Origin of the sequence: Pseudomonas sp. R76 (assembly GCF_009834565.1) — a bacterium.
In the GTDB taxonomy this organism is placed as follows: Bacteria; Pseudomonadota; Gammaproteobacteria; order Pseudomonadales; family Pseudomonadaceae; genus Aquipseudomonas.
The window spans coordinates 658,944-684,177 of sequence record NZ_CP019428.1; the positions used below are offsets into that span (position 1 = coordinate 658,944).

General features: G+C 60.5%; 21 protein-coding genes and 2 tRNA genes. 19 read left to right on the forward strand and 4 right to left on the reverse strand.

Annotated features, from left to right (window positions below; all coding sequences use genetic code 11):
- The first annotated feature begins 15 nt into the window (after positions 1-15).
- The 12 genes from PspR76_RS02835 (at position 16) to PspR76_RS02890 (ending at position 14,370) form a co-directional block, all read left to right on the forward strand.
- A complete protein-coding gene (locus PspR76_RS02835; protein ID WP_159953877.1) occupies positions 16-876 on the forward strand; it encodes an NAD(P)H-hydrate dehydratase in 861 nt (286 codons plus the stop codon).
- Positions 864-1,334 (forward strand): tRNA (adenosine(37)-N6)-threonylcarbamoyltransferase complex ATPase subunit type 1 TsaE, encoded by a 471-nt coding sequence (gene tsaE, locus PspR76_RS02840; RefSeq protein WP_159953878.1) that lies wholly within the window; start codon positions 864-866, stop codon positions 1,332-1,334. Before PspR76_RS02835 ends, tsaE begins: the two co-directional genes overlap by 13 nt.
- 15 nt (positions 1,335-1,349) lie before the next feature.
- Positions 1,350-2,771: an N-acetylmuramoyl-L-alanine amidase gene (locus PspR76_RS02845; RefSeq protein ID WP_159953879.1), complete on the forward strand. Its 1,422-nt coding sequence runs from the start codon at positions 1,350-1,352 to the stop codon at positions 2,769-2,771.
- Positions 2,771-4,687 (forward strand): DNA mismatch repair endonuclease MutL, encoded by a 1,917-nt coding sequence (gene mutL, locus PspR76_RS02850; RefSeq protein WP_159953880.1) that lies wholly within the window; start codon positions 2,771-2,773, stop codon positions 4,685-4,687. Before PspR76_RS02845 ends, mutL begins: the two co-directional genes overlap by 1 nt.
- Complete coding sequence (gene miaA, locus PspR76_RS02855) at positions 4,687-5,658, forward strand: tRNA (adenosine(37)-N6)-dimethylallyltransferase MiaA (protein ID WP_159953881.1); 972 nt, start codon at positions 4,687-4,689, stop codon at positions 5,656-5,658. The genes mutL and miaA overlap by 1 nt, the downstream gene beginning before the upstream one ends.
- Positions 5,659-5,751: 93 nt before the next feature.
- Complete coding sequence (gene hfq / locus PspR76_RS02860) at positions 5,752-6,012, forward strand: RNA chaperone Hfq (RefSeq protein ID WP_159953882.1); 261 nt, start codon at positions 5,752-5,754, stop codon at positions 6,010-6,012.
- Between the two features lie 12 nt (positions 6,013-6,024).
- Positions 6,025-7,326 (forward strand): ribosome rescue GTPase HflX, encoded by a 1,302-nt coding sequence (hflX, locus tag PspR76_RS02865; RefSeq protein WP_159953883.1) that lies wholly within the window; start codon positions 6,025-6,027, stop codon positions 7,324-7,326.
- Positions 7,327-7,422: 96 nt separating this feature from the next.
- Complete coding sequence (gene hflK / locus PspR76_RS02870; protein ID WP_159953884.1) at positions 7,423-8,604, forward strand: FtsH protease activity modulator HflK; 1,182 nt, start codon at positions 7,423-7,425, stop codon at positions 8,602-8,604.
- Positions 8,604-9,470, forward strand: coding sequence for a protease modulator HflC (gene hflC / locus PspR76_RS02875; protein ID WP_017138460.1), 867 nt, complete (start codon positions 8,604-8,606; stop codon positions 9,468-9,470). The genes hflK and hflC overlap by 1 nt, the downstream gene beginning before the upstream one ends.
- Before the next feature lie 294 nt (positions 9,471-9,764).
- Entirely contained in the window at positions 9,765-10,952 is a 1,188-nt protein-coding gene (locus PspR76_RS02880; protein ID WP_159953885.1) for an ATP phosphoribosyltransferase regulatory subunit, read from the forward strand.
- 54 nt (positions 10,953-11,006) lie between these two features.
- Positions 11,007-12,296 carry an adenylosuccinate synthase gene (locus PspR76_RS02885; protein WP_159953886.1) on the forward strand — a complete coding sequence of 430 codons (1,290 nt, stop codon included), beginning with the start codon at positions 11,007-11,009 and terminating at the stop codon, positions 12,294-12,296.
- A gap of 139 nt (positions 12,297-12,435) precedes the next feature.
- On the forward strand, positions 12,436-14,370 hold the full coding sequence (locus PspR76_RS02890) for a methyl-accepting chemotaxis protein (RefSeq protein WP_159953887.1): 1,935 nt from the start codon (positions 12,436-12,438) through the stop codon (positions 14,368-14,370).
- 108 nt (positions 14,371-14,478) lie between these two features.
- Here PspR76_RS02890 and PspR76_RS02895 read toward each other — a convergent pair whose 3' ends face one another.
- The 4 genes from PspR76_RS02895 to PspR76_RS02910 all read right to left on the reverse strand — a co-directional run bounded on the left by PspR76_RS02895 (position 14,479) and on the right by PspR76_RS02910 (position 17,563).
- Complete coding sequence (locus tag PspR76_RS02895) at positions 14,479-16,044, reverse strand: ABC transporter permease (protein ID WP_159953888.1); 1,566 nt, start codon at positions 16,042-16,044, stop codon at positions 14,479-14,481.
- Positions 16,044-17,069, reverse strand: a complete 1,026-nt coding sequence (locus tag PspR76_RS02900) for an iron ABC transporter substrate-binding protein (RefSeq protein ID WP_159953889.1) — start codon at positions 17,067-17,069, stop codon at positions 16,044-16,046. Before PspR76_RS02900 ends, PspR76_RS02895 begins: the two co-directional genes overlap by 1 nt.
- Positions 17,070-17,213: 144 nt before the next feature.
- Positions 17,214-17,300 (reverse strand) — tRNA-Leu (locus PspR76_RS02905).
- Positions 17,301-17,476: 176 nt separating this feature from the next.
- Positions 17,477-17,563, reverse strand: a tRNA-Leu gene (locus tag PspR76_RS02910).
- A gap of 224 nt (positions 17,564-17,787) precedes the next feature.
- On the opposite strand from PspR76_RS02910, the gene rnr reads away from it, so the two are divergent.
- From rnr to dnaB, 7 genes are all read left to right on the forward strand, one after another.
- Positions 17,788-20,421, forward strand: a complete 2,634-nt coding sequence (gene rnr / locus PspR76_RS02915) for a ribonuclease R (protein ID WP_159953890.1) — start codon at positions 17,788-17,790, stop codon at positions 20,419-20,421.
- Positions 20,418-21,173, forward strand: a complete 756-nt coding sequence (gene rlmB, locus PspR76_RS02920) for a 23S rRNA (guanosine(2251)-2'-O)-methyltransferase RlmB (RefSeq protein WP_010213600.1) — start codon at positions 20,418-20,420, stop codon at positions 21,171-21,173. Before rnr ends, rlmB begins: the two co-directional genes overlap by 4 nt.
- Before the next feature lie 360 nt (positions 21,174-21,533).
- Positions 21,534-21,956 (forward strand): 30S ribosomal protein S6, encoded by a 423-nt coding sequence (rpsF, locus tag PspR76_RS02925; RefSeq protein WP_003217491.1) that lies wholly within the window; start codon positions 21,534-21,536, stop codon positions 21,954-21,956.
- Positions 21,957-21,984: 28 nt separating this feature from the next.
- A complete protein-coding gene (gene rpsR, locus PspR76_RS02930) occupies positions 21,985-22,215 on the forward strand; it encodes a 30S ribosomal protein S18 (protein WP_002551829.1) in 231 nt (76 codons plus the stop codon).
- 36 nt (positions 22,216-22,251) lie between these two features.
- Positions 22,252-23,145, forward strand: coding sequence for a hypothetical protein (locus PspR76_RS02935; protein WP_159953891.1), 894 nt, complete (start codon positions 22,252-22,254; stop codon positions 23,143-23,145).
- Positions 23,146-23,163: 18 nt separating this feature from the next.
- The gene (rplI, locus tag PspR76_RS02940) at positions 23,164-23,610 is read left to right on the forward strand and encodes a 50S ribosomal protein L9 (RefSeq protein WP_003171376.1); all 447 of its coding nucleotides are present in this window, start codon (positions 23,164-23,166) and stop codon (positions 23,608-23,610) included.
- A 110-nt stretch (positions 23,611-23,720) separates the two neighbouring features.
- Positions 23,721-25,118, forward strand: coding sequence for a replicative DNA helicase (gene dnaB, locus PspR76_RS02945; protein WP_017526410.1), 1,398 nt, complete (start codon positions 23,721-23,723; stop codon positions 25,116-25,118).
- The last annotated feature ends 116 nt before the right edge of the window (positions 25,119-25,234 follow it).

The window sequence follows — 25,234 nt, forward strand, 5'->3', positions numbered from 1 at the left end:
GGAGCTTGAAGACGCATGCCGCAGACAAAACACGCAATAACCGACGTACAACCCTTATTGCACGGCCATTTGCCGCAACTGGCTGCACGTTCCCCGGACGCCCATAAAGGCCAGTTCGGCCACCTGCTGGTCATCGGCGGCGACCGCGGCTTTGGCGGTGCTGCGCTATTGAGCGCAGAAAGTGCCCTGCGCAGTGGCGCGGGCATGGTCTCGCTGGCGACCCGTGTTGAACACGTGCCGGCCGCGTTGGCGCGCTTGCCGGAAGTCATGACGGTGGGCGTGAGTTCGGCCAACCAGTTGATGGGGCTGCTGGAAAAAATCTCAGTGATCGTCATCGGCCCAGGCCTGGGTGTTGCTTCCTGGGGTAAAAGCCTGTTGTCCGTTGCCGCTAACGCCAAGCAACCGCAGGTCTGGGATGCGGACGCCTTGAACCAGCTGGCCACTGGCAGTGTCAGCTTGCCGGCCCACTCGGTGATCACCCCACACCCTGGCGAGGCCGCGCGTTTGATGGGCATCACGACAGCCGAGGTTCAGGCCGATCGCCTTAAGGTGGCGCGCGCGTTGAGCCAAAAATTCAATGCAGTGGCTATCCTCAAGGGTGCTGGCAGTTTGATTGCCAGCCCGGACGGGCGGGTTTCACGCTGCGACCAAGGCCACCCGGCGATGGCCACGGCGGGCCTGGGGGATGTATTGAGCGGGCTGGTCGGCGCATTGCTGGCCCAAGGCATGCCAGCCTATGAGGCCAGCTGCCTGGCCGTGTGGTTGCACGCCACGGCGGGGGATCGCCAAGGCACCTTTGGTCGCGGTTTGGCTGCCAGCGACCTGATACCTGCCATTCGTCAATTGCTGGAGGAGCAGTCACCGTGTCTGAAGTAACCCTTTTTCTGGCCAACGAAGACGCGATGGTTGCGCTCGGTCAGCGCATCGCCCAGGTGACGAAGGGCGCTGGGCTGATTTTTCTTGAAGGCGACCTGGGGGCGGGCAAGACCACGCTGTCACGCGGCATTATTCGCGGGTTGGGCCACACGGGCGCGGTAAAAAGCCCGACGTTTACCTTGGTCGAACCTTATGAAATCGGTGAGGTGCGCGCTTTCCACTTCGACCTCTATCGCCTGGTCGACCCCGAAGAGCTGGAGTACATGGGTATCCGTGATTACTTCGACGAAGACGCGTTGTGCCTGATCGAGTGGCCAGATAAAGGCACAGGCTTTTTGCCAAAGCCGGACCTGACCATTACCATTACGCCGCATGAATCTGGACGTCAGCTGAAGTTGTTGCCCCAAAGCGCGCGCGGTCAGTCGTGGTGCGCCGCTTTGGCATTGGAATTCAAATAATTGGTGGGGTTAGGTATGCGCTTTCGCGCGATGGTTGCTGTCGTAGGGGTGTTGCTTGCGGCAATGACTTTCAATGCTCTGGCTGCTTCACAGGTGAAAAGTGTTCGCCTGTGGCGAGCGCCGGATAACACGCGACTGGTGTTCGACCTGTCTGGCCCGGTCCAGCACAGCGTCTTTACCCTGACGGCGCCTGATCGCCTGGTGATCGACATCAACGGCGCGACCCTGGCCGCGCCGCTGAAAGTCTCCACGGCCAACACGCCGATTACCGCGATGCGCTCGGCCCAGCGCACGCCGACCGACCTGCGTGTGGTCATCGACCTGAAAAAGGCCGTGACCCCGAAAAGCTTTGTGCTGGCGCCTAACGCCCAATACGGCAACCGATTGGTGGTCGACCTGTTCGACAACGCCGCCGATGCCGCGCCGCCGCCTGCGCCAACCCCGAGCGTGGCGACGGTGCCCGCCGTGCCGGTCAACCCGTCGCAGCCGCAGGTCAAGCTGCCACCGCCGCCGCCAGCGCCGGCGGGCAAGCGTGACATTATCGTGGTGATCGATGCCGGTCACGGCGGTGAAGACCCGGGCGCCTCCGGCTCGCGCGGCCAGCATGAAAAAGACGTGGTATTAGCCATCGCTCGTGAACTGCAGCGTCAGGTCAATGGCATGAAAGGCTATCGCGCCGAGCTGACGCGTACCGGCGACTACTTCATCCCGTTGCGCGGTCGTACCGAAATCGCGCGCAAGAAGGGCGCCGACCTGTTCGTGTCGATCCACGCCGACGCGGCACCGTCGGCCGCGGCCTTCGGTGCCTCGGTGTTTGCGCTGTCGGATCGCGGCGCCACGTCCGAGACTGCGCGTTGGCTGGCCGACAGTGAAAACCGTTCCGACTTGATCGGCGGGGCCGGCAACGTATCCCTCGACGACAAAGACAAAATGCTCGCCGGTGTACTGCTCGACCTGTCGATGACCGCTTCGCTGACTTCCAGCTTGAACGTCGGCCAGAAAGTCCTGAGCAACATCGGTCGCGTCACCTCCTTGCACAAGCAGCGCGTGGAACAGGCCGGGTTCATGGTGCTGAAGTCGCCGGACATTCCATCGATCCTGGTGGAAACCGGGTTTATCTCCAACTCCAACGAGGCCTCGAAGCTGGCCAGTGCCAGCCACCAGCAGGCGCTGGCGCGTTCGATCAGCGCGGGCATTCGCCAGTTCTTCCAGCAGAACCCGCCACCGGGCACCTACATTGCCTGGCTGCGCGACTCCGGGAAAATCGCCCAGGGCCCGCGTGACCATCGCGTGCAGCCCGGCGATACCCTGGCCATGCTGGCCGTGCGTTTCCAGGTCTCGGCTGCTACCTTGCGCAGCGCCAATAACCTGAAAACCGATGAGTTGAAAGTCGGCCAGGTGTTGACCATCCCTGGCACCGAATTGGCGGCGCAATAATGAGCGAGTCAGTCTTGAACAGCGGTTCGCGCATCGAGCTGCTCAGCCCGCGCCTGGCCAACCAGATTGCCGCGGGCGAGGTGGTTGAGCGCCCGGCGTCGGTGATCAAGGAGCTGCTGGAAAACAGCATCGACTCCGGCGCCAAGCGCATTGATGTGGACGTGGAGCAGGGCGGCGTCAAGCTGCTGCGCGTGCGCGACGACGGCAGCGGTATCTCGTCTGATGACCTGCCGCTGGCCCTGGCGCGTCACGCCACCAGCAAGATTCGCGACCTCGAAGACCTTGAGCGGGTGATGAGCCTGGGTTTTCGTGGTGAAGCCCTGGCGTCGATCAGTTCGGTGGCACGCCTGACCCTGACGTCCCGCACCCGCAGCGCCGAGCAGGCCTGGCAGGTGGAAACCGAAGGCCGCGACATGGCGCCCCGCGTGCAGCCGGCGGCGCACCCGGTGGGCACCTCGGTGGAAGTCCGCGACTTGTTCTTCAACACCCCGGCGCGGCGCAAATTCCTCAAAGCTGAAAAAACCGAATTCGATCACCTGCAAGAAGTCATCAAACGCTTGGCTTTGGCGCGTTTCGACGTGGCGTTTCACCTGCGCCACAACGGCAAGACCATCCTCAGCCTGCACGAAGCCCATGACGACGCAGCGCGCGCGCGGCGTGTGTCGGCAATTTGCGGCGCGGGCTTCTTGGAGCAGGCGCTGCCGATTGAAATCGAGCGCAATGGCTTGCGGTTGTGGGGTTGGGTGGGCTTGCCGACCTTCTCGCGTAGCCAGGCGGACTTGCAGTATTTCTTCGTGAATGGCCGCGCGGTACGCGACAAACTGGTGGCCCATGCGGTGCGCCAGGCCTACCGCGACGTGCTGTTCAACGGGCGGCATCCTACGTTTGTACTGTTTTTTGAAGTCGACCCGTCGGTGGTCGACGTCAACGTGCACCCGACCAAACACGAAGTGCGCTTCCGTGACGGGCGCATGGTGCATGACTTCCTTTACGGCACGCTGCACCGCGCCTTGGGCGATGTGCGCCCGGATGATCAGCTGTCTGCGCCGATCGTAACGGCGGTGGTGCGGCCGAGTGGTCCGCAGGCCGGTGAGTTTGGCCCGCAAGGCGAAATGAGCCTGGCAGCCAACTTGCTGCAGTCGCCACAGTCGCAGCCGAGCTATACGACACCGGCGGGCTCCGGTTCTGGTGCCGGCTATCAGTATCAATACACGCCGCGCCCGCAATCGGCAGTGCCGGTGGCAGAAGCCCAGGCGGCCTATCGCGAATTTTTTGCGCCGCTGCCGGGTGCCGAGCCGGGCGCTGTGGCCTTGCCGGAAGGTGGCGGTGATATCCCGCCGCTCGGTTATGCGCTGGCGCAGCTCAAGGGCATCTACATTCTTGCGGAAAACGCCCACGGCCTGGTGCTGGTGGACATGCATGCCGCCCATGAGCGGATCATGTACGAGCGCCTGAAGATCGCCATGGCCAGCGAAGGCCTCAGCGGTCAGCCGTTGCTGGTGCCTGAATCCCTGGCCGTCAGCCAGCGTGAAGCCGATTGCGCAGAAGAACACCACAGCGTGTTCCAGAAACTGGGCTTCGAATTGCAGCGCCTGGGCCCGGAAACCCTGGCAATCCGCCAGATTCCCGCGCTGCTCAAGCAGGCCGAAGCCAACCGTCTGGTCGCCGACGTGCTGGCGGACCTGATGGAATACGGCACCAGTGACCGCATCCAGGCCCATATCAATGAACTGCTCGGCACCATGGCCTGCCACGGTGCGATCCGCGCCAACCGCCGCCTGGCCTTGCCGGAAATGAACGGTTTGCTGCGTGATATGGAAAACACCGAGCGCAGTGGGCAATGCAACCATGGCCGACCGACCTGGACCCAAATGGGCCTGGACGATCTGGACAAACTGTTTTTGCGCGGCCGTTGATGAGCGCCTTGCCCCCCGCGATCTTCCTGATGGGCCCTACGGCCGCCGGCAAGACTGACCTGGCTATCGAGCTGACCAAGGTGTTGCCGTGCGAGCTGATCAGTGTCGACTCTGCCCTGGTTTACCGGGACATGGACATCGGTACGGCCAAGCCTTCCAAAGCCCTGCTGGCTGAGTATCCGCATAAGCTGATCGACATCATCGACCCGGCCGAGAGCTATTCCGCCGCGGATTTCCGCACTGATGCACTGGCGGCCATGGCCGAAATCACCGCGCGGGGCAATATTCCGCTGCTGGTGGGCGGCACCATGCTCTATTACAAGGCTTTGCAGGAAGGCCTGGCGGATATGCCGCCGGCTGACGCCCAAGTGCGCGCCGAACTTGAGGAAGAGGCTGTACGCCTTGGCTGGCAAGCCCTGCACGACCAATTGGCGGCGGTTGACCCGGTGTCGGCGGCGCGTATTCACCCCAATGACCCGCAGCGCCTTACTCGCGCGCTGGAAGTTTGGCGGGTCAGCGGCCAGACCATGACTGAACATCGGCTGAAACAAACTGCGCAAAGTGCTGACGCAGGCGCATCTGGGCAGGCAGTATTACCCTATACTGTGGCGAATCTGGCCATTGCTCCGGCAAATCGCCAGGTGTTGCATGAACGAATTGCACAAAGATTCACAATTATGTTGGAACAGGGGTTTGTGGACGAGGTCGTAGCGCTGCGTTCCCGAGGTGACCTGCATGCTGGGTTGCCGTCGATACGTGCTGTTGGCTACCGCCAAGTCTGGGATCATCTGGATGGCAAGCTGACGTCAGCCGAAATGCAGGAGCGCGGCGTCATTGCCACGCGCCAATTGGCGAAACGCCAGTTCACCTGGTTGCGCAGTTGGAGCGATTTGCACTGGCTGGACAGCCTGGACAGCGACAATCTGTCACGCGCCTTGAAATACTTGGGATCGGTCTCCATATTGAGCTGAGTCCTTGCAATTGCCGTCTATCCTTGGGGGTGTGACGGCCATAAGCTATCTATTTTCCGAATTTTATTATTGATCCTTAAAGGAGTGCGGCACATGTCAAAAGGGCATTCGCTACAAGACCCTTACTTGAATACTTTACGTAAAGAGAAAGTGGGGGTTTCCATCTACCTGGTCAACGGGATCAAGCTGCAAGGCACGATCGAGTCGTTCGACCAGTTCGTGATCCTGCTGAAAAACACCGTCAGCCAGATGGTTTACAAGCACGCTATCTCGACAGTCGTTCCTGTTCGTCCTATCCGTCTGCCTAGCGCAGCAGGTGACGAAGCCGGTGACGCTGAGCCAGGTAACGCCTGATAGGAGTCTCCTTTGTTCTTTGAGCGCCACGGTGGTGGTGAGCGAGTAATCCTCGTTCACTTGGATGGACAGGACCCTGAGGCGCGCGAAGATCCGCAGGAGTTTCAGGAGTTGGCAAATTCGGCCGGCGCCGAGACCGTTGCGTTTTTTAACGTGCCGCGTCATCGGCCAACCGCCAAATTCCTGATTGGCAGCGGCAAGGTCGAGGAACTGCGCGACCTGGTCCACGCTGAAGAAGCCGATCTGGTGATCTTCAATCACACCCTCACGCCCAGTCAGGAACGTAACCTCGAACGTGTTTTCGAGTGTCGCGTGATCGACCGCACCGGTCTGATTCTCGATATTTTCGCCCAGCGCGCCCGTACCCATGAAGGCAAGCTCCAGGTAGAACTGGCCCAGCTTGATCACATGAGCACCCGGCTGGTTCGCGGCTGGACTCACCTTGAGCGTCAGGGTGGCGGTATCGGCATGCGCGGGCCGGGTGAAACCCAGCTCGAAACCGACCGCCGTCTGCTGCGGGTTCGCCTGCGCCAGATCAAGGGCCGCCTGGAAAAAGTACGCAGCCAGCGCGAACAATCGCGCCGTGGCCGTATGCGTGCGGATATCCCTACCGTTTCCCTGGTGGGCTATACCAACGCCGGCAAATCCACACTGTTCAATAACGTGACGAAATCGGACGTTTACGCGGCCGACCAACTGTTCGCTACCCTCGACCCGACCTTGCGCCGTCTGGAACTGGACGACCTGGGGCCGATTGTCCTGGCCGATACCGTGGGTTTCATTCGTCACCTGCCCCACAAGCTGGTCGAGGCGTTTCGGTCTACGCTCGAAGAGTCGAGCAATTCCGACCTGCTGTTGCACGTGATCGATGCGGCCGAACCGGATCGCATGCTGCAGATTGAACAGGTGATGGTGGTACTGGGCGAGATTGGTGCACAGGACTTGCCGATCCTCGAGGTCTATAACAAACTCGATTTGCTTGAAGGCGTTGAGCCACAAATCCAGCGCGACGAAGACGGCAAGCCCCAGCGGGTCTGGCTGTCGGCACGTGACGGCAGTGGTTTGGAATTGCTTGAACAAGCCATTGCCGAGCTGTTGGGCAGCGATTTGTTTGTCGGCACCTTGCGCTTGCCTCAGCGTTTTGCTCGACTGCGTGCACAGTTTTTCGAGTTGGGCGCGGTACAGAAAGAAGAATACGACGAAGAGGGTGTCAGCTTGCTGGCCGTTCGATTGCCGCGCTCGGAGCTGAATCGGCTGGTCAGCCGTGAAGGCGTTGTGCCGACGGAGTTCCTCGAACAACACACTTTGCAATAAAAGCCTTCTAAAGCGGTTGTGCCGCAGCAGCAGGCATTCTGTAGCATTGGTCGGCGCGCCGTGGGTGCGTCTTTGCTTTATCAGATGGAGAGCGCTATGGCTTGGAATGAGCCGGGTGGCAACTCGAATAATCAGGATCCTTGGGGTGGTAAACGCCGCAATAATGGCGACCGCAAGGGGCCACCAGATCTCGACGAGGCCTTCCGAAAGCTGCAGGAAAGCCTGAATGGGTTGTTCGGTGGTGGGAAAAAACGTGGTGGTGACGACGGCGGTCGCACAAGCAAGGGCGGTGGCTATGGCCTGCTGGGCCTGGGTCTTGTCGTGCTCGCAGCCGTGTGGCTGTACAGCGCGGTTTACGTAGTCGACGAGCAGGAGCAAGCCGTAGTGCTGCGCTTCGGCAAGTACTACGAGACTGTCGGCCCGGGCCTGAACATCTACTTCCCCCCGATCGACAAGAAGTACATGGAGAACGTCACGCGTGAGCGTGCCTACACCAAGCAGGGCCAGATGCTGACCGAAGACGAGAACATCGTCGAAGTGCCGCTGACCGTGCAGTACAAGATCAGCAACCTGCAGGATTTCGTGCTGAACGTTGATCAGCCAGAGATTAGCCTGCAACACGCAACCGAAAGCGCCCTGCGCCACGTGGTGGGTTCCACCGCCATGGACCAGGTGCTGACCGAAGGTCGTGAATTGATGGCCAGCGAGATCAAGGAGCGCCTGCAACGGTTCCTCGATACGTATCGCACCGGTATCACCGTCACCCAGGTGAACGTACAGAGCGCAGCCGCACCGCGCGAAGTGCAGGAAGCCTTTGACGACGTGATCCGCGCCCGTGAAGACGAGCAGCGTTCGCGCAACCAGGCTGAAACCTACGCCAACGGCGTCGTGCCGGAAGCCCGTGGTCAGGCCCAGCGTATCCTTGAAGATGCCAACGGTTACCGCGACGAAGTGGTCTCCCGCGCCAAGGGTGAGGCGGATCGCTTTACCAAGCTGGTCGCCGAGTACCGCAAGGCTCCGGAAGTCACGCGTGAGCGTCTGTACCTGGACACCATGCAGGAAGTCTTCAGCAACACCAGCAAGGTTCTCGTGACCGGTAGCAAAGGTGGGCAGAACAACCTGCTGTACCTGCCGCTGGACAAGATGATCGAAGGTGGTCGTAGCAGTGGCGGCAGCAATGCGCCGTCCAGCAGTTCTACGTCGGCTGCCAATGAAGCCAGTGCCCGTGCGGCCGCTGACTTGCTGCAACAGCAAACACGTACCAGGGAGAGTCGTTGATGAGCAATAAATCGCTGACCGCCCTGATTGTGGGCGTCGTCGTGGTCATCGCTGCCTGGAACTGCTTCTACATCGTGTCTCAGACCGAGCGCGCGGTGTTGCTGCAATTCGGTCGTGTGGTCCAGGCGGATGTCCAGCCGGGCCTGCATGTGAAAGTCCCCTACGTGAACCAGGTGCGCAAGTTCGATGGCCGCCTGATGACCCTGGATGCACCGACACAGCGCTTCCTGACCCTGGAAAAGAAAGCCGTGATGGTTGACGCCTACGCCAAGTGGCGCGTCAAGGATGCCGAGCGCTTCTACACTGCGACTTCCGGCCTCAAGCAGATTGCCGACGAGCGTTTGTCGCGCCGTCTGGAATCGGGCCTGCGTGACCAGTTTGGTAAACGCACCCTGCACGAGGTGGTATCCGGTGAGCGTGATGCGCTGATGGCGGATATCACGCGTTCGTTGAACACCATGGCTGAAAAAGAGCTGGGCATCGAAGTTGTCGATGTCCGGGTCAAGGCGATCGACCTGCCCAAGGAAGTGAACCGCAGCGTGTTCGAGCGTATGAGCACCGAGCGTGAGCGTGAAGCCCGTGAGCACCGCGCCAAGGGTAACGAGTTGGCTGAAGGTATCCGTGCGGATGCCGACCGTCAGCGCCGTGTACTGCTGGCAGAAGCCTATCGCGAGTCTGAAGAGGCCCGTGGTGATGGCGACGCTCAAGCCGCGGCGATCTACGCCAAGGCTTACGGCCAGGACCAGGAGTTCTACGCGTTCTACCGTAGCCTGCGTGCCTACCGTGAAAGCTTCGCGAACAAAACCGACGTCATGGTGCTGGACCCAAGCAGCGACTTCTTCCGCTACCTGGAAAAGTCCAAGTAAGCAGCCGGTGATTCTGTAGGGCCCACTCCGTCGGGCGGCTAAAATGCCTGGCGGGGTGATCCTTTCAGAAAACGGGTGTATGATGCGGCAGCCGGGAAATTCCCGGCTTTTTTGCGTCTGCATGTTTGATTCGGCAGGCGTGACAGGTTTTTCGAGGAAAGTGCCCGACGAGGCCGCTAGCAGGCCATTTCGTCACGTCGTTCTTGCGCGTTGTTTATGCAGGGGCCGGGCATTTTCTGCTTCACTCAGGGCTCGGCCGAAGGCTGGTCGCCCGGATCATAGGGGAATGGCGTAATGGCAACGGTAGACCGCTGGCTGCTGCCAGATGGCATCGAAGAAGTACTGCCACCAGAAGCTGCGCGCATTGAAGTAGCGCGTCGCCAGGTGTTGGATCTGTTCCAGAGCTGGGGTTACGAGTTTGTCGTGACCCCGCATATCGAGTACCTGGAATCCCTGCTGACCGGCGCGGGCCAGGACCTGGATCTGCGCACCTTCAAGGTCATCGACCCGCAATCGGGCCGGCAAATGGGCTTTCGTGCCGACATCACGCCGCAAGTGGCGCGTATCGATGCGCACACCCTGCGTCGCGAAGGCCCGAGCCGTCTGTGCTATGCCGGCAGCGTGCTGCATGCCCAGCCGCGAGCCTTGTCGTCTTCTCGTAGCCCGATCCAGTTGGGCGCCGAGCTGTACGGCGATGCCAGCCCGAGCAGCGACGTAGAAGTGATCAGCTTGATGCTGGCCATGCTGCAACTGGCGGATGTGCCGGATGTGCACATGGACCTGGGCCATGTGGGTATCTACCGTGGCCTGGCCCGTGCGGCCGGTTTGTCCGGTGAAGTGGAGCAACAATTGTTCGATGCCCTGCAGCGCAAGGCCATCGATGAAGTCATCGCCCTGACCGCTGGCGTGCCTGCCGATCTGGCTGACATGTTGCGCGCACTGGTGAACCTGTGCGGCGGCCGTGAAGTGCTGGTGGCTGCACGTGAGCGTCTGGCCAATGCGCCGGCGCCAGTTTTGGCCGCGCTGGATGACGTATTGGCGATTGCCGAGCGTTTGTCGGCGCGGTTCCCGGAGTTGCCGCTGTATTTCGACCTGGGTGAATTGCGCGGCTACCACTACCACACCGGTGTGGTGTTCGCGGTGTTTGTACCGGGTGTTGGCCAGGCCATCGCCCAAGGCGGTCGTTATGACGATATCGGCGCTGACTTCGGTCGCGCGCGTCCGGCGACTGGCTTTTCCACCGATTTGAAAACCCTGGTGACCCTGGGGCGTGCTGAGGTCGAGCTGCCGTCTGGTGGCATCTGGATGCCCGACAGTACGGACGCAGCACTCTGGCAGCAGGTTTGCCAGTTGCGCAGTGAGGGTCAGCGTGTTGTCCAGGCGTTGCCTGGCCAGCCATTGGCCGCCGCCCGTGATGCGGACTGCGACCGGCAATTGATTCTGCAGAACGGGCTTTGGCAAGTATCGCCACTGGCTTCTTGAGTTTTCCTGCCGGCCATCGCCGGCACCAAGTTTGCGCGAATGAGGACAAGTGTTATGGGTAAGAATGTCGTAGTCCTGGGCACCCAATGGGGTGATGAGGGCAAAGGCAAGATCGTTGATCTGCTGACCGAACATGCTGCCGCCGTAGTGCGCTACCAAGGTGGCCACAACGCTGGCCACACCCTTGTCATCGATGGCGAAAAAACCGTCTTGCACCTGATCCCGTCGGGCGTACTGCGCGAAGGCGTGCAGTGCCTGATCGGCAACGGTGTGGTGGTTGCACCTGACGCCCTGCTGCGTGAGATCACCAAGCTGGAAGAGAAAGGCGTACCGGTGCGTGAGCGCCTGCGTATCAGCCCGTCCTGCCCGCTGATCCTGTCCTTCCACGTTGCGCTGGACCAGGCCCGTGAAAAGGCCCGTGGCGAGCTGAAGATCGGTACGACCGGTCGCGGCATCGGCCCGGCCTACGAAGACAAGGTTGCACGTCGTGGCCTGCGTGTGGGCGACCTGCTCAACATGCCGCGCTTTGAAGACAAGCTGCGTGAACTGGTGGATTACCACAACTTCATGCTGGTCGGTTACTACAAAGAGCCGGCCATCGAGTTTGAAAAGACCCTGGCCGAGTGCAAGGAATACGCTGAGCTGCTCAAGCCGCTGATGCTCGACGTGACCGCTGAGCTGCACGACCTGCGTCGCGCCGGCAAAGACATCATGTTCGAAGGCGCCCAGGGTTCGTTGCTCGACATCGACCACGGCACCTACCCGTACGTGACCAGCTCCAACACCACCGCTGGTGGCGTGGCGACCGGTTCGGGTGTTGGCCCGATGTTCCTGGACTACATCCTGGGCATCACCAAGGCTTACACCACTCGCGTAGGTTCGGGCCCGTTCCCGACTGAGCTGTTCGACGACGTTGGCGCACACCTGGCCAAACAAGGTCACGAGTTCGGTGCTACCACTGGCCGTGCTCGTCGTTGCGGCTGGTTCGACGCCGTTATCCTGCGTCGCGCTATCGATGTGAACAGCATCTCGGGCATCTGCCTGACCAAGCTGGACGTGCTCGACGGTCTGGAAACCATCAACATCTGCATCGGCTACAAAGATGCAGACGGTAAAGATGTTGCCCCGACCGACGCTGACAGCTACGTAGGCCTGCAGCCTGTGTACGAAGAAGTGCCAGGCTGGACCGAATCGACCGTGGGCGCCAAAACCCTGGAAGAGCTGCCTGCCAATGCGCGTGCTTACATCAAGCGCGTTGAAGAGCTGATCGGCGCGCCAATCGACATTATTTCGACGGGCCCGGACCGCAACGAGACCATCGTTCTGCGTCACCCGTTCGCTTAATAAGCTGTTGATGTAAAAAGCAAAGGGCTCCTTCGGGAGCCCTTTGTCGTATCTGGCTGGCAAACGGCACGACCCTTGCTATGGTTCTTTCTTTAGCGGTGCTATCAAATTAATGGCACCCGTGGTGGAGGGATTTCCAGTGTCTGCCGTTCTCTCATTGTTACAAAGCCGACTGTTGCGGCCGGTGTTCGTTACCCTAGGTATCGCTCTTTTGGTGCAAGTGCTGGTGGCCGTCGCCCTGACGCGAAGCACTGTGACTGCATTGGAAGCTGATTTGGGCAACCGCCTGGGCGTCGACAGCCAGAAACTTTCCGGTGAGCTGGCGCAAGCCGGCAAGGAAGTCACCTCCAGTCTGGACAGCTTGTCTTCCAGCACACGCCAACGTCTGACCACAGGGCTCTCCACGCGTCTGAAGGACGAGCAGAAGCAACTGCGTGCGACGCTGGAAAAAGACCTGCAAGACTCTGCCAACGACATGGCACAACTGCTGGCCTCGGTGGCGCCGCGCGCCATGTGGGACAGCGACGTGCCGACGTTGTCGGAATTCGCCCGGCGTGCCCAGCGCAATCCCAACGTGTTGTTCGTGGTCTACGACGATGCCGCCGGGGAGCATCTGACCCGCTATCTGAACCGTGACAACCCGATCAACCAGGCATTGCTGGCCAAAGGTCAGGGCGACCGTGCCCTGGATAAGGTCTTGGATGCGGCGAAAAATGATCCTTCCGTGTTTTACGTCGAAGCCTCCATCAGCCCTAACGGCGTAGAGATCGGCAAAGTCCGCATGGGGGTTTCGACCACGGCGGTCGAGACAGACCTGGCGGCGCTGGACAAGCGGTTTGCAGCGCTGATTGCCAGCAGTGATCAGCTGGTGGGTGACAGCCTCAAGGGCGCGGCTGCCGACAGCGCAGCGGCCATGGGCGCGCGCCTGCAGTCTGCGCAAGCCACCGCCACGCAGATGACCGCCAATACCACCAGCGCCGTGCAGGAGGCTGCAGGCACCTTGCGCTGGCGCATCGGCATGGGGCTGGCGATTGTCGGGTTCGGTGTATTACTGCTGATCGCCATCGTGCTGGGCCGGCGTGTGGTCAATCGCCTGAAGCTGTTGATCGCGGCCATGGATGACCTGGCGGCGGGCGAGGGCGACCTCACCAAGCGCGTGCAAATCAGCAGTAAGGACGAGATCGGCGACATGGCCTCGGCGGTCAATCGCTTTGTGGATAAGTTGCAGCCCATCGTGCGTGAGGCCGGTGATGTGGCCCAGCGCACGGGCGTGGAAATCGGTGCCATGACCTTGCGCAATGCCGGGGCTGACAAGGCGGCCGGTTTGCAGCGCGATGAGGTGGCCGAGAGCCTGCGCGCGCTGTCGCAAATGGCCGATGAGGCTCAGGCCGAAAGCCATGCGATGCAGGCGGCATTGCAGCAGGTGGTGGATATTCGCCAGGCTACGGATGAAAACTCGCGCACCTCGGCGGAGGTCGGCAGCTTGATCGAGGCCTTGGCTGGGCAGGTTCAGGCCGGCTCCCAGGTCATTGAGCGCCTGGCCCAGCAAAGCGAGCAAATTGAAGTGGTGCTGACGGTGATTCATGGCATCGCCGAGCAGACCAATCTGTTGGCGCTGAACGCGGCCATCGAAGCTGCGCGGGCCGGTGAGACCGGACGTGGTTTTGCGGTGGTGGCTGACGAGGTGCGTGCGCTGGCGAGTAAAACCCAAAGCTCCACGGGTGATATCCAGGCGCATATCGTGGCGTTGCAGCAGGGCGCGCGTGAGGCGGTGGAAACCATCAGCAAAGCCGGGCGGCAAGCCAACGAAGGCTTGCTGGTGCTGCGCGACAGTGTGCGCCTGCAGCAGACGGTGCAGGCTTCGGTGGAGCAGGTGCATGCGGCGATTGGCTTGGCGACGCGTGCGGCGGAGCATCAGGCGCAAGGCGCGCATGCGGTGCGTGGCCGGGTCGAGGTGATTCATGCCCAGGCTGAGCGTGCGGCGCAGGCGGTGGTGGAGACTACGGCGAGTGGCAAGGTGCTGGATGGGTTGGCGGCGCAGCTTAAGGCGAGTTTGGGGCAGTTTCGGGCTTAGTGGTGCCTGTACCGGCGCTATCGCAGGCAAGCCAGCTCCCACAGCTGACCGAGTTCCAACCTTGGAATGCAGTTATATGTGGGAGCTGGCTTGCCTGCGATCGCTGTTTCAGCGGCTCAGATACATCCGAGTCGTGAGCAAATACACCGGCAACCCCGACACCAGAATCAGCAGCGCCGCATACGGCGCCGCTGCCGCAAACTCCACATTCGAGGTATGCGCCCACACGGCGGTGGCCAAGGTGTTCAGCCCCGTCGGACTGAGCAGCAATGTCGCCGTCAATTCCTTCATCGCATCCAGAAACACCAGCGCAAACGCCGCGCCCAAAGCCGGGAAAATAATCGGCAAAGTCACCCGACAAAACGCGCTGAACGACGACGCGCCCAGTGTGCGCGCAGCTTCTTCCAGCTGCGGTGCAGCCTTGTTCAGGGCCGTGCGAATCGGCGCCTGCGCCAGTGGCAGGAACAGCAGCGCATAGGCGATCAAAAGCAGCGCAGACGTCTGGTAAAGCGCCGGCACGTAATGCAGGGCGAAATACACCAGCGTCAGTGCGATCACCAGGCCGGGCAGAGCATGCAGCAGGTACGGCAGGCGCTCGGCCCAGATCGCCAGCTGGCCTTTGTAGCGCACCACCAGAAGCCCCACAGGCACGGCCAACGCCAGGCAAAGGGCTGCGCCGCCCAGCGATAGAGCCAGTGAAGACAGCAGTGCCTCACCGATCTCGGCCACGGGAAAGGCCGCCGACGAACCCACCGCCAGCCAATACCCGAGCATCCCCAGCGGAATGCCGCTGCCAATGATCGCCAGCGCCAGGCAATACACTTGGCCCAGTGGCGCCCACTTGCCCAGCTTGACCTGTTCAGCATGCCGCGCCGCGCCCTGGCCGATGCGCACATGTCGGCCCTTGCCGCGCACGCGCAATTCCAGCCACAGCAGCGTCAGGCACATCACCAGCAATACCGCCGAGAGCATCGCGGCGTTGGCATTGCTGAATTCCAATTCGAATTGCTGGTAAATCGCGGTAGTAAAGGTCTGCAGGCCGATGATCGACAACGCGCCGAATTCCACCAGCATATGCAGAGCAATCAGCAGCGCCCCGGCCAGTAATGAAGGCCACAGCAAGGGCAGTGTGATGCGAAAAAATACGCCCCAGCGATTCAGCCCCAAGGTGCGGGCCGATTCTTCCAGGGACGGGTCAAGATTGCGCAGCGTCGCCGCCACCGGCAGAAACACCAGCGGGTACTTGGACAGGGTCATCACCAGGATCGCCCCGCCCAGCCCTTCGAAGTTGGCGCTCAGCGACACCCAGGTAAAACTGCTGACAAACGCCGGCACCGCAAACGGCAGGCACAGGATCACGCCCCAAATGCGTCGCCCCCGCAGGTTGCTGCGCTCCAGCAGCCAGGCCAGCGATAAGCCGATCACACCACAAGCCACCGTCACGCCAATCATCAGCGCCAGGGTGTTGCGCAGCAGCCCGAATACATAAGGCCGCCACAGCAGATGCACCGCTTCCGCCCAGCCCGCTTGCCAGGCTTTAGTCCCGACATACACCAAGGGCAGCAGGCTCAAGCAGACCAGGAACAGGACGGGAATCAGCAGCCAGATCGAAGGGCGCTTGCGCCTCGGGCTGAAACCCCCGCGCAAGGCGGGGGCGGGGCGCGATGGGTTCATCAGTTCAAGCCAACGTCACGTTCCAGGTCCAGGGCTTCTTCGGCATTGCCAAGGTCCGCAGGCGTGACTTTCGGCGGTTGCAGCTCGCTGAAAGGCTTGAGGCCACGGCTCGATTCCATGCCCTTGCGCAGCGGGTATTCGGCCGAGGTGTTGGTGATCACGCGCTGGCCTTCTTCGCTGGCCATAAAGGCCAGCAACTGCTGGGCTTCTTTAGGGTGCTTGCTGGATTTCAGCGCGGCAGCGGACGACACGGTGATCAGGCCGCCGGCATCACCATTGGTGAAGTAATGCAGTTGCGAATCCAGGTTGGTTTTTTCTTTCTTCAGGGCAAACCAGTAGTAGTTGTTCACCAGCACCGTGGCGACTTCGCCGTTTTCCACGGCTTTGAGCGCAACCATGTTGTTGCTGTAGACCTTGCCGAAAGCGCGCAGGCCGGTCAGCCATTCTTCAGCGGCTTCGCGACCGTGCAGCTTGATGATCGCCACGGCTTGTTCCTGGAATGCGCCGCTGGTGGGTACGAAGCCGACTTTGCCTTGCCACTCGGGGCTGGCGAAATCCAGCACCGATTTGGGCAGGTCTTTTTCAGCGATCAGCTTCGGGTTGAATGCCACGACGCGGGTGCGTGCGGTCACGCCCATCCAGTCGCCGTTGCTGCCGACATAGTCTTTGGGCAATACGTCGAGGGTGCTGGCGTCGATCTTGGCGAGCAGGCCTTGTTCGCCGAGTTTGTTCAGCGGCGGCGATTCTTCGGTGTAGATCACGTCGGCGGGGGAGCGGTCGCCTTCTTCGACGACTTGGCTGGCCAGCTGGTTGCTGCTGCCTTTGCGCACGTTGACGTGAATGCCGGTCTTGGCTTCGAAGGCTTTGGCGAGTTCATCGCCGACTTCTTTGTGTTGGCCGTTGTACAGGGTCAGTGAGACCTTGTCGGCGGAATAGGCGGCGGGCGAGAGCAGGCTCAGGCCGAGCAGAGTGATGGTCAGGCCACGCAGAAGGGATGTCTTGAGACGGGTATCGCGGATCATCATCCGGGGTTTTCCTCACTTGAGTGCAACAAATCCTTACAAGGATAAACGATAAAACTTCTCAAGTGCGGACAAGGGGAAAATCGTCCGGCAGGTTTTCAAACCCCGGAAACGAAAAAACCCGCTTTCGCGGGTTTGATCTGAATTTGGTGCCCAGGAGAAGACTCGAACTTCCACGACCTTGCGATCACCAGCACCTGAAGCTGGCGTGTCTACCAATTTCACCACCTGGGCATTATCAACAACGCTTGCGCCGTTGATGGAGCGAACTATACGGAGGGCTTTTTGATCTGTAAACCCCTGATTCAAAAATATAAATCAAGATTCTCGTTAAAAATCAAAGGCCTGAAACGCAAAAACCCGCTTTCGCGGGTTTTTGGAGACTCGAGGCAGAACCTTGAGTTTGAAATTGGTGCCCAGGAGAAGACTCGAACTTCCACGACCTTGCGATCACCAGCACCTGAAGCTGGCGTGTCTACCAATTTCACCACCTGGGCAGCATCAACAACGTTGCCGTCGTCGATGGCGCGCACTATACGGAGGCGATTTTGAGCTGTAAAGCCCTGCTATGAAAAAAGTCTGGAAAATTTCGCCAATGGTCGTGCAAGGTGCGTTACGAGGGCGACAAAGGCCTTTTAAACGCTTGTTGAGGACTGAAATTTCCCGTTTCAATACGCGTATGCCAAACTAACCCGCATATAGACAAGGTGAAAACTCTCTAATGGCCGATTGGCAGTCCCTCGATCCCGAGGCCGCTCGTGAAGCGGAAAAATATGAAAACCCTATTCCTAGCCGCGAACTGATCCTGGCGCACCTCGCCGATCGGGGTTCGCCTGCTAGCCGCGAGCAGCTGGTTGAAGAATTCGGTCTGACCACCGAAGACCAGCTCGAAGCCCTGCGCCGCCGTTTGCGTGCCATGGAGCGCGATGCTCAACTGATCTACACCCGCCGTGGCACTTACGCGCCTGTGGATAAGCTCGACCTGATCCTTGGCCGCATCGCCGGTCACCGTGATGGCTTCGGCTTCCTGATCCCGGATGACGGCAGCGACGACCTGTTCATGAGCCCTGCGCAAATGCGCCTGGTGTTCGATGGCGACCGTGCCCTGGCGCGGGTTTCCGGCCTTGACCGTCGTGGTCGCCGTGAAGGTGTGATCGTCGAAGTGGTGTCGCGTGCCCACGAGTCCATCGTTGGCCGCTACTTCGAAGAAGGCGGTATTGGCTTTGTTGTGCCGGATAACCCGAAGGTCCAGCAGGAAGTGCTGATCACCCCGGGCCGCAATGGCGCTGCCAAGGTCGGCCAGTTCGTCGAGGTGAAAATCACCCACTGGCCTACTGCGCGCTTCCAGCCGCAAGGCGATATCGTTGAAGTGGTCGGCAACTACATGGCGCCGGGCATGGAAATCGACGTTGCGCTGCGCACCTACGATATTCCTCACGTCTGGCCTGAGGCTGTGCTTAAAGAAGCCGCCAAGCTCAAGCCGGAAGTGGAAGAGAAAGACAAAGAAAAACGCATCGACCTGCGCCATCTGCCGTTTGTCACCATTGACGGCGAAGATGCCCGCGACTTCGACGATGCGGTTTACTGCGAAGCCAAGCCTGGCAAGCTGCGCCTGTTCTCCGGCGGCTGGAAGTTGTTCGTCGCGATTGCCGACGTGTCCAGCTACGTGAAGATTGGTTCGGCCCTGGATAACGAAGCTCAGGTGCGCGGCAACTCCGTGTACTTCCCTGAGCGCGTGATTCCGATGCTGCCTGAGCAGCTGTCCAACGGCCTGTGCTCCCTGAACCCGAAAGTCGACCGTTTGGCCATGGTGTGCGAGATGACCATCTCGAAAACCGGCGAAATGACCGACTACCAGTTCTACGAAGCGGTGATCCACTCCCAGGCACGTCTGACTTACAACAAGGTCAGCACCATCCTGGAAACGCCGAAGACCAGCGAAGCCAAAGCCCTGCGTACCGAATACGCTGGCGTGGTGCCGCACCTCAAGCAGCTGTATTCGCTGTACAAGGTGCTGCTGGGCGCACGTCACGTGCGTGGCGCGATCGATTTTGAAACCCAGGAAACCCGGATTGTCTTCGGTTCCGAGCGCAAGATCGCCGCAATCATCCCGACCACCCGTAACGATGCGCACAAGCTGATCGAGGAATGCATGCTGGCGGCCAACGTGGCCACTGCAGAGTTCCTCAAAAAGCACGAGATTCCTGCGTTGTACCGCGTGCACGACGGCCCGCCGCCGGAGCGTCTGGAGAAGCTGCGCGCGTTCCTCGGTGAGCTCGGCCTGTCCCTGCACAAAGGCAAGGACGGCCCGACGCCGAAGGATTACCAGGCACTGCTCGCAAGCATCAAGGACCGTCCGGATTACCACGTGATCCAGACCGTGATGCTGCGCTCCCTGAGCCAGGCGGTGTACAGCGCCGATAACCAGGGCCACTTCGGCCTGAATTACGAGGCGTACACCCACTTCACCTCGCCGATTCGTCGTTACCCGGACCTGCTCACGCACCGGGCGATCCGCAGCGTGATCCATTCCAAGCAGAACACCCCGCACGTCAAGCGCGCCGGTGCCATGACCATTCCGAAAGCGCGGATCTATCCGTACGACGAAGCGGCCCTGGAACAGCTGGGCGAGCAGTGCTCCATGAGCGAGCGCCGCGCCGACGAAGCCACCCGCGACGTAGTGAACTGGCTCAAGTGCGAGTTCATGAAAGACCGCGTGGGCGAGACGTTCCCAGGTGTAATCACCGCCGTGACCGGCTTTGGCCTGTTTGTCGAGCTGACGGATATCTACGTCGAAGGCCTGGTGCACGTCACCGCCTTGCCGGGCGACTACTACCACTTCGACCCTGTGCATCACCGCCTGGCGGGCGAGCGCACTGGTCGCAGCTTCCGTTTGGGCGACACGGTGGAAGTGCAGGTCATGCGCGTCGACCTCGACGAGCGCAAGATCGACTTCGGCATGCCTGATAAACCCGCCGAACCGACTGGCCGTAAAAAACGTGGCGGCGAAACCGCAGCGCCGGCCGCCAAAGGCAAAGGTGCTCCTGCGAAAGCAGCGGTCGCCGAGCCAGCGCCCGCCAAGGCGGGTCGTCGTTCGTCGGCCAAGGAAAAGGCGCCTGAAGCCTACCGCCCAAGCGATGCAGCGGCGAAAAACGCCGAGCTGCGCCGCAGCCGCGAGTTGAAGCAGCAGTTGCTCAACGAAGCCAAAAGCGGTGGTAAAGCGGCGTCTGGGGGAAAGTCCCGCGAGGCGGAAAAGCCGTCGAGCAAACCGAGTAAACACCGTAAAGGCCCGCCAAAAGCGGGTTCGGCTCCCGCGAAAAACGGCGGGTCGCGCAAACCTAAGGCCAAGTCATGAGTCTGGAAAAAATCTACGGCGTTCACGCCGTAGAAGCACTGCTGCGTCATCACCCCAAGCGCGTCAAGCAGGTGTGGTTGGCCGAAGGCCGTAGCGAGCCACGCGTTCAAGCGCTGGTCGAGTTGGCCACCCAAAACAAGGTTGCCATCGGCCAGGCCGAGCGCCGCGAAATGGACGTGTGGGTAGAAGGCGTTCACCAGGGCGTGGTGGCGGACGTGAGCCCGAGCCAGGTCTGGGGCGAGGCGATGCTCGACGAGTTGCTCGATCGCACCGAAGGCGCGCCGTTGCTGCTGGTGCTGGACGGCGTGACCGACCCGCACAACCTGGGCGCCTGCCTGCGTTCGGCGGATGCTGCCGGCGCGCTGGCGGTGATTGTGCCCAAAGACAAGTCGGCCACCCTGACGCCCGTCGTGCGTAAAGTGGCGTGCGGCGCGGCGGAAGTGATTCCGCTGGTCGCCGTGACCAACCTGGCGCGCACTCTGGAGAAACTCCAGCAGCGCGGCCTGTGGGTCGTGGGTACGGCAGGCGAGGCTGAGGTCAGCATTTATGACCAGGACCTCACCGGCCCGACCATCCTGATCATGGGCGCCGAAGGCAAAGGCATGCGTCGCCTGACCCGTGAGCATTGTGATTACCTGGTGCACTTGCCGATGGCCGGTAGCGTCAGCAGTCTCAACGTGTCGGTTGCCACTGGCGTCTGCCTGTTTGAGGCCCAGCGCCAGCGTGGCGCCAAGGCCAAAGCCAAGAAATAAGGCTTAACCCTGTGGGAGCCGGGCTTGCCCGCGATGGCGGTGTGTCAGTCAGCAGAGATGTTGCCTGTGCCATTGTCATCGCAGGCAAGCCAGCTCCCACATTTGTTTGGTGTTGATCGTTCCCGCGCTCCGCGTGGGAATGCCTCTTGTGACGCTCCGCGTCACGTGATCGCCTGAGCGGGTGGTGATTGTTCAAATAATCACCAATCACCTTGCGCCGTTTCTCCCCCTTCTCTACAATTGCGCCCCTTGCCTTCCTGGCAGGCACCGATGTGCCTCCCTGCGGCAAGATCCATAAGTGTCATTCACTCCTTGTCTGACCGTTTTTGAGCGGCAGGCTACAACCCGTAAGGAGCATTCATGCGTCATTACGAAATCATCTTTTTGGTCCACCCGGATCAAAGCGAGCAAGTCGGCGGCATGGTTGAGCGTTACACCAAGCTGATCGAAGAAGACGGCGGCAAAATCCACCGTCTGGAAGATTGGGGCCGTCGTCAACTGGCCTACGCAATCAACAATGTTCACAAGGCTCACTACGTGATGCTGAACGTTGAGTGCACTGGCAAGGCCCTGGCCGAGCTGGAAGACAACTTCCGCTACAACGATGCAGTGATCCGTAACCTGGTCATCCGTCGCGAAGAAGCCGTTACCGGCCAATCCGAGATGCTCAAGGCTGAAGAAAACCGCAGTGAGCGCCGTGAGCGTCGCGACCGTCCTGAGCACGAAGGCGCTGAAAGCGCTGATAGTGATGACAGCGACAACAGCGATAACGCTGACGAGTAATCCACGGACCTTTTAAGGAGCCTATCAAATGGCACGTTTCTTCCGTCGTCGTAAATTCTGCCGCTTCACCGCTGAAGACGTGAAAGAGATCGATTACAAAGATCTCAACACTCTGAAAGCCTACGTATCCGAGACCGGCAAAATCGTTCCAAGCCGTATCACCGGTACTAAAGCACGTTATCAGCGTCAGCTGGCCACCGCTATCAAGCGCGCCCGCTTCCTGGCCCTGCTGGCCTACACCGACAGCCACGGCCGCTGAGACCGGGCAGTCGACAAGTAGTAAGGGATTGAATGCATGCGCGCCTTAGCTGAGTTCATCATGCGCGGTCGCGTGCAAGCCACTCTTGTAGTGGCTGGATGTGCGGCATTGCCGTTGCTTTATTGGTTGGGTGCTGCTGCGGTTTGCCTTGTGCTGCTGCGGCGCGGTTTGAAGGACGCCCTTGGCGTTCTTGCCCTGGGATTGTTGCCGGCCTTGATTTGGTGGCTGCAATTGGGTGATCCACGGGTACTTCTGGTACTGCTGGGGTCGTCGATCCTTGCGTTGGTTTTACGCGCAAGTGAGTCCTGGGTCCGCACGCTGCTGGTCAGCGTGGCACTGGGGTTGGTGTATTCAGTGATGCTTGGCGCGGCTTTCCGCCCGCAAATCGAGGCGCTGTCGCAGGAAATCGTCAAGATCCTGCCATTGGCCCTCGGGGATCTCTACCAGCAATTGTCGGTAGATGAGCGAGCGCGGTTGGCGTCACTGATTGCCCCGGTCCTGACCGGCCTGATTGCGGCGTTGTTGCAGATCCTCAGCGTGCTGAGCCTGATTCTTGGGCGTTATTGGCAGGCGTTGTTGTACAACCCGGGTGGTTTTGGTCGCGAGTTTCGCAGCACCAGAATCCCTGCGGGGCCGGCGATGTTGCTGCTGGCGTGCATGGTTGTCGGGCCGAATTTCGGCCCACAGATGGCCTTGCTGGCGCCGATTTGCAGCGTACCGCTGGTGTTTGCCGGGCTGGCCCTGATTCATGGGCTGGTGGCGCGAAAGCGCCTGGCCACGTTCTGGCTGGTGGGGTTGTACGTAGTGCTGTTGGTATTCATGCAGCTGATCTATCCGTTACTCGTGGTTTTGGCCATTGTCGACGGCCTGATTGATTTTCGCGGTCGTCTGGCGTCGAAAGATGCCGATAGCGCGAACGGTGAAGGTTAAAAGTTAGAGGATTTTCACATGCAACTGATCCTTCTGGAAAAAGTCGCCAACCTGGGCAACCTGGGCGACAAAGTGAACGTTAAGGCCGGCTACGGTCGTAACTACCTGCTGCCGTACGGCAAAGCCACCGCTGCAACCGCTGCCAACCTGGCTGCGTTTGAAGAGCGTCGTGCTGAGCTGGAAAAAGCAGCAGCAGACAAAAAAGCTTCGGCCGAAACTCGCGCTGCCCAACTGGCTGAGCTGGAAGTGACTATCACTGCCACCGCCGGTGACGAAGGCAAGCTGTTCGGTTCGATCGGCACCCACGACATCGCTGATGCACTGACCGCCTCCGGCGTTGAAGTGCAGAAGAGCGAAGTTCGTCTGCCGAACGGCACCATCCGCAACGTAGGCGAATTCGACGTAGCCGTGCACCTGCACGCCGAAGTTGAAGCCACCGTACGCGTTGTCGTGGTAGCAGCTTAAGCCGCACCTAACTGACTGGCACCTCGCGTGCCAGGCGGTTAACATCTGGCACGATCCTGTTTACAGGTCGTGCCTTTTGTTTTTCTACAACCCCCTAATTCCAAGTGGCCATGAACGATATTTCAGCTCCTGAGCAATACGATCTGCAAACCGCTGCCCTGAAGGTGCCGCCGCATTCCATCGAGGCCGAACAGGCCGTGCTCGGTGGCTTGATGCTGGACAACAACGCCTGGGAACGCGTGCTGGATCAAGTCTCGGACGGTGATTTCTATCGCCATGACCACCGCCTGATCTTCCGCGCCATCGCCAAATTGGCCGACCAGAACTCGCCGATCGACGTGGTGACCCTGGCCGAGCAACTGGACAAGGAAGGCCAGACCTCCCAAGTCGGTGGCCTGGGCTACCTGGGTGAGCTGGCGAAAAATACGCCGTCCGTCGCCAACATCAAGGCCTATGCCCAGATCGTTCGCGAACGCGCCACCCTGCGCCAGTTGATCGGCATCAGCACCGAAATCGCCGACAGCGCCTTCAACCCCGAAGGCCGCACCGCTGCCGAAATCCTCGACGAAGCCGAGCGCCAGATCTTCCAGATCGCCGAGGCCCGGCCGAAAACCGGCGGCCCGGTAAGCGTCAACGATTTGTTGACCAAGGCCATCGACCGTATCGACACGCTGTTCAACACCGATAACGCCATCACCGGCATTTCCACCGGCTACACCGACCTCGACGAGAAGACCAGCGGCCTGCAGCCGTCCGACTTGATCATCGTCGCCGGCCGTCCATCCATGGGTAAAACCACCTTTGCGATGAACCTGGTGGAAAACGCCGTGCTGCGCAGCGACAAGACGGTGCTGGTGTACTCCCTCGAGATGCCAGGCGAATCGCTGATCATGCGGATGCTTTCGTCGCTCGGCCGTATCGACCAGACCAAAGTGCGTGCCGGTCGCCTGGAAGACGACGATTGGCCGCGCCTGACCTCGGCCGTCAACCTGCTCAACGACCGCAAGCTGTTCATCGATGACACCGCCGGTATCAGCCCGTCGGAGATGCGTGCGCGTACTCGCCGACTGGTGCGTGAACACGGTGATATCGCGCTGATCATGATCGACTACCTGCAGTTGATGCAGATCCCCGGTTCCAGCGGTGACAACCGGACCAACGAGATTTCTGAAATTTCCCGGTCCCTGAAAGCCCTGGCCAAGGAATTCAACTGCCCGGTCGTGGCGCTGTCCCAGCTCAACCGTTCCCTGGAACAACGCCCCAACAAGCGCCCGGTGAACTCCGACTTGCGGGAATCCGGAGCGATCGAGCAGGATGCTGACGTGATCATGTTCGTGTACCGCGACGAGGTGTATCACCCCGAGACCGAACACAAAGGCATTGCCGAGATCATCATCGGCAAGCAGCGGAACGGGCCGATCGGCTTTATCCGCCTGGCATTCATCGGTAAGTACACACGCTTCGAGAACCTCGCGCCGGGCAGCTATAACTTCGACGACGACGAGTAATTCCCCAGCGCCTGTAAGGGCCTCATCGCAGGCAAGCCAGCTCCCACATTAGAAGGTGTTCACAGTTCACATGTGGGAGCTGGCTTGCCTGCGATGGCGTCAGCACAATTCCGACC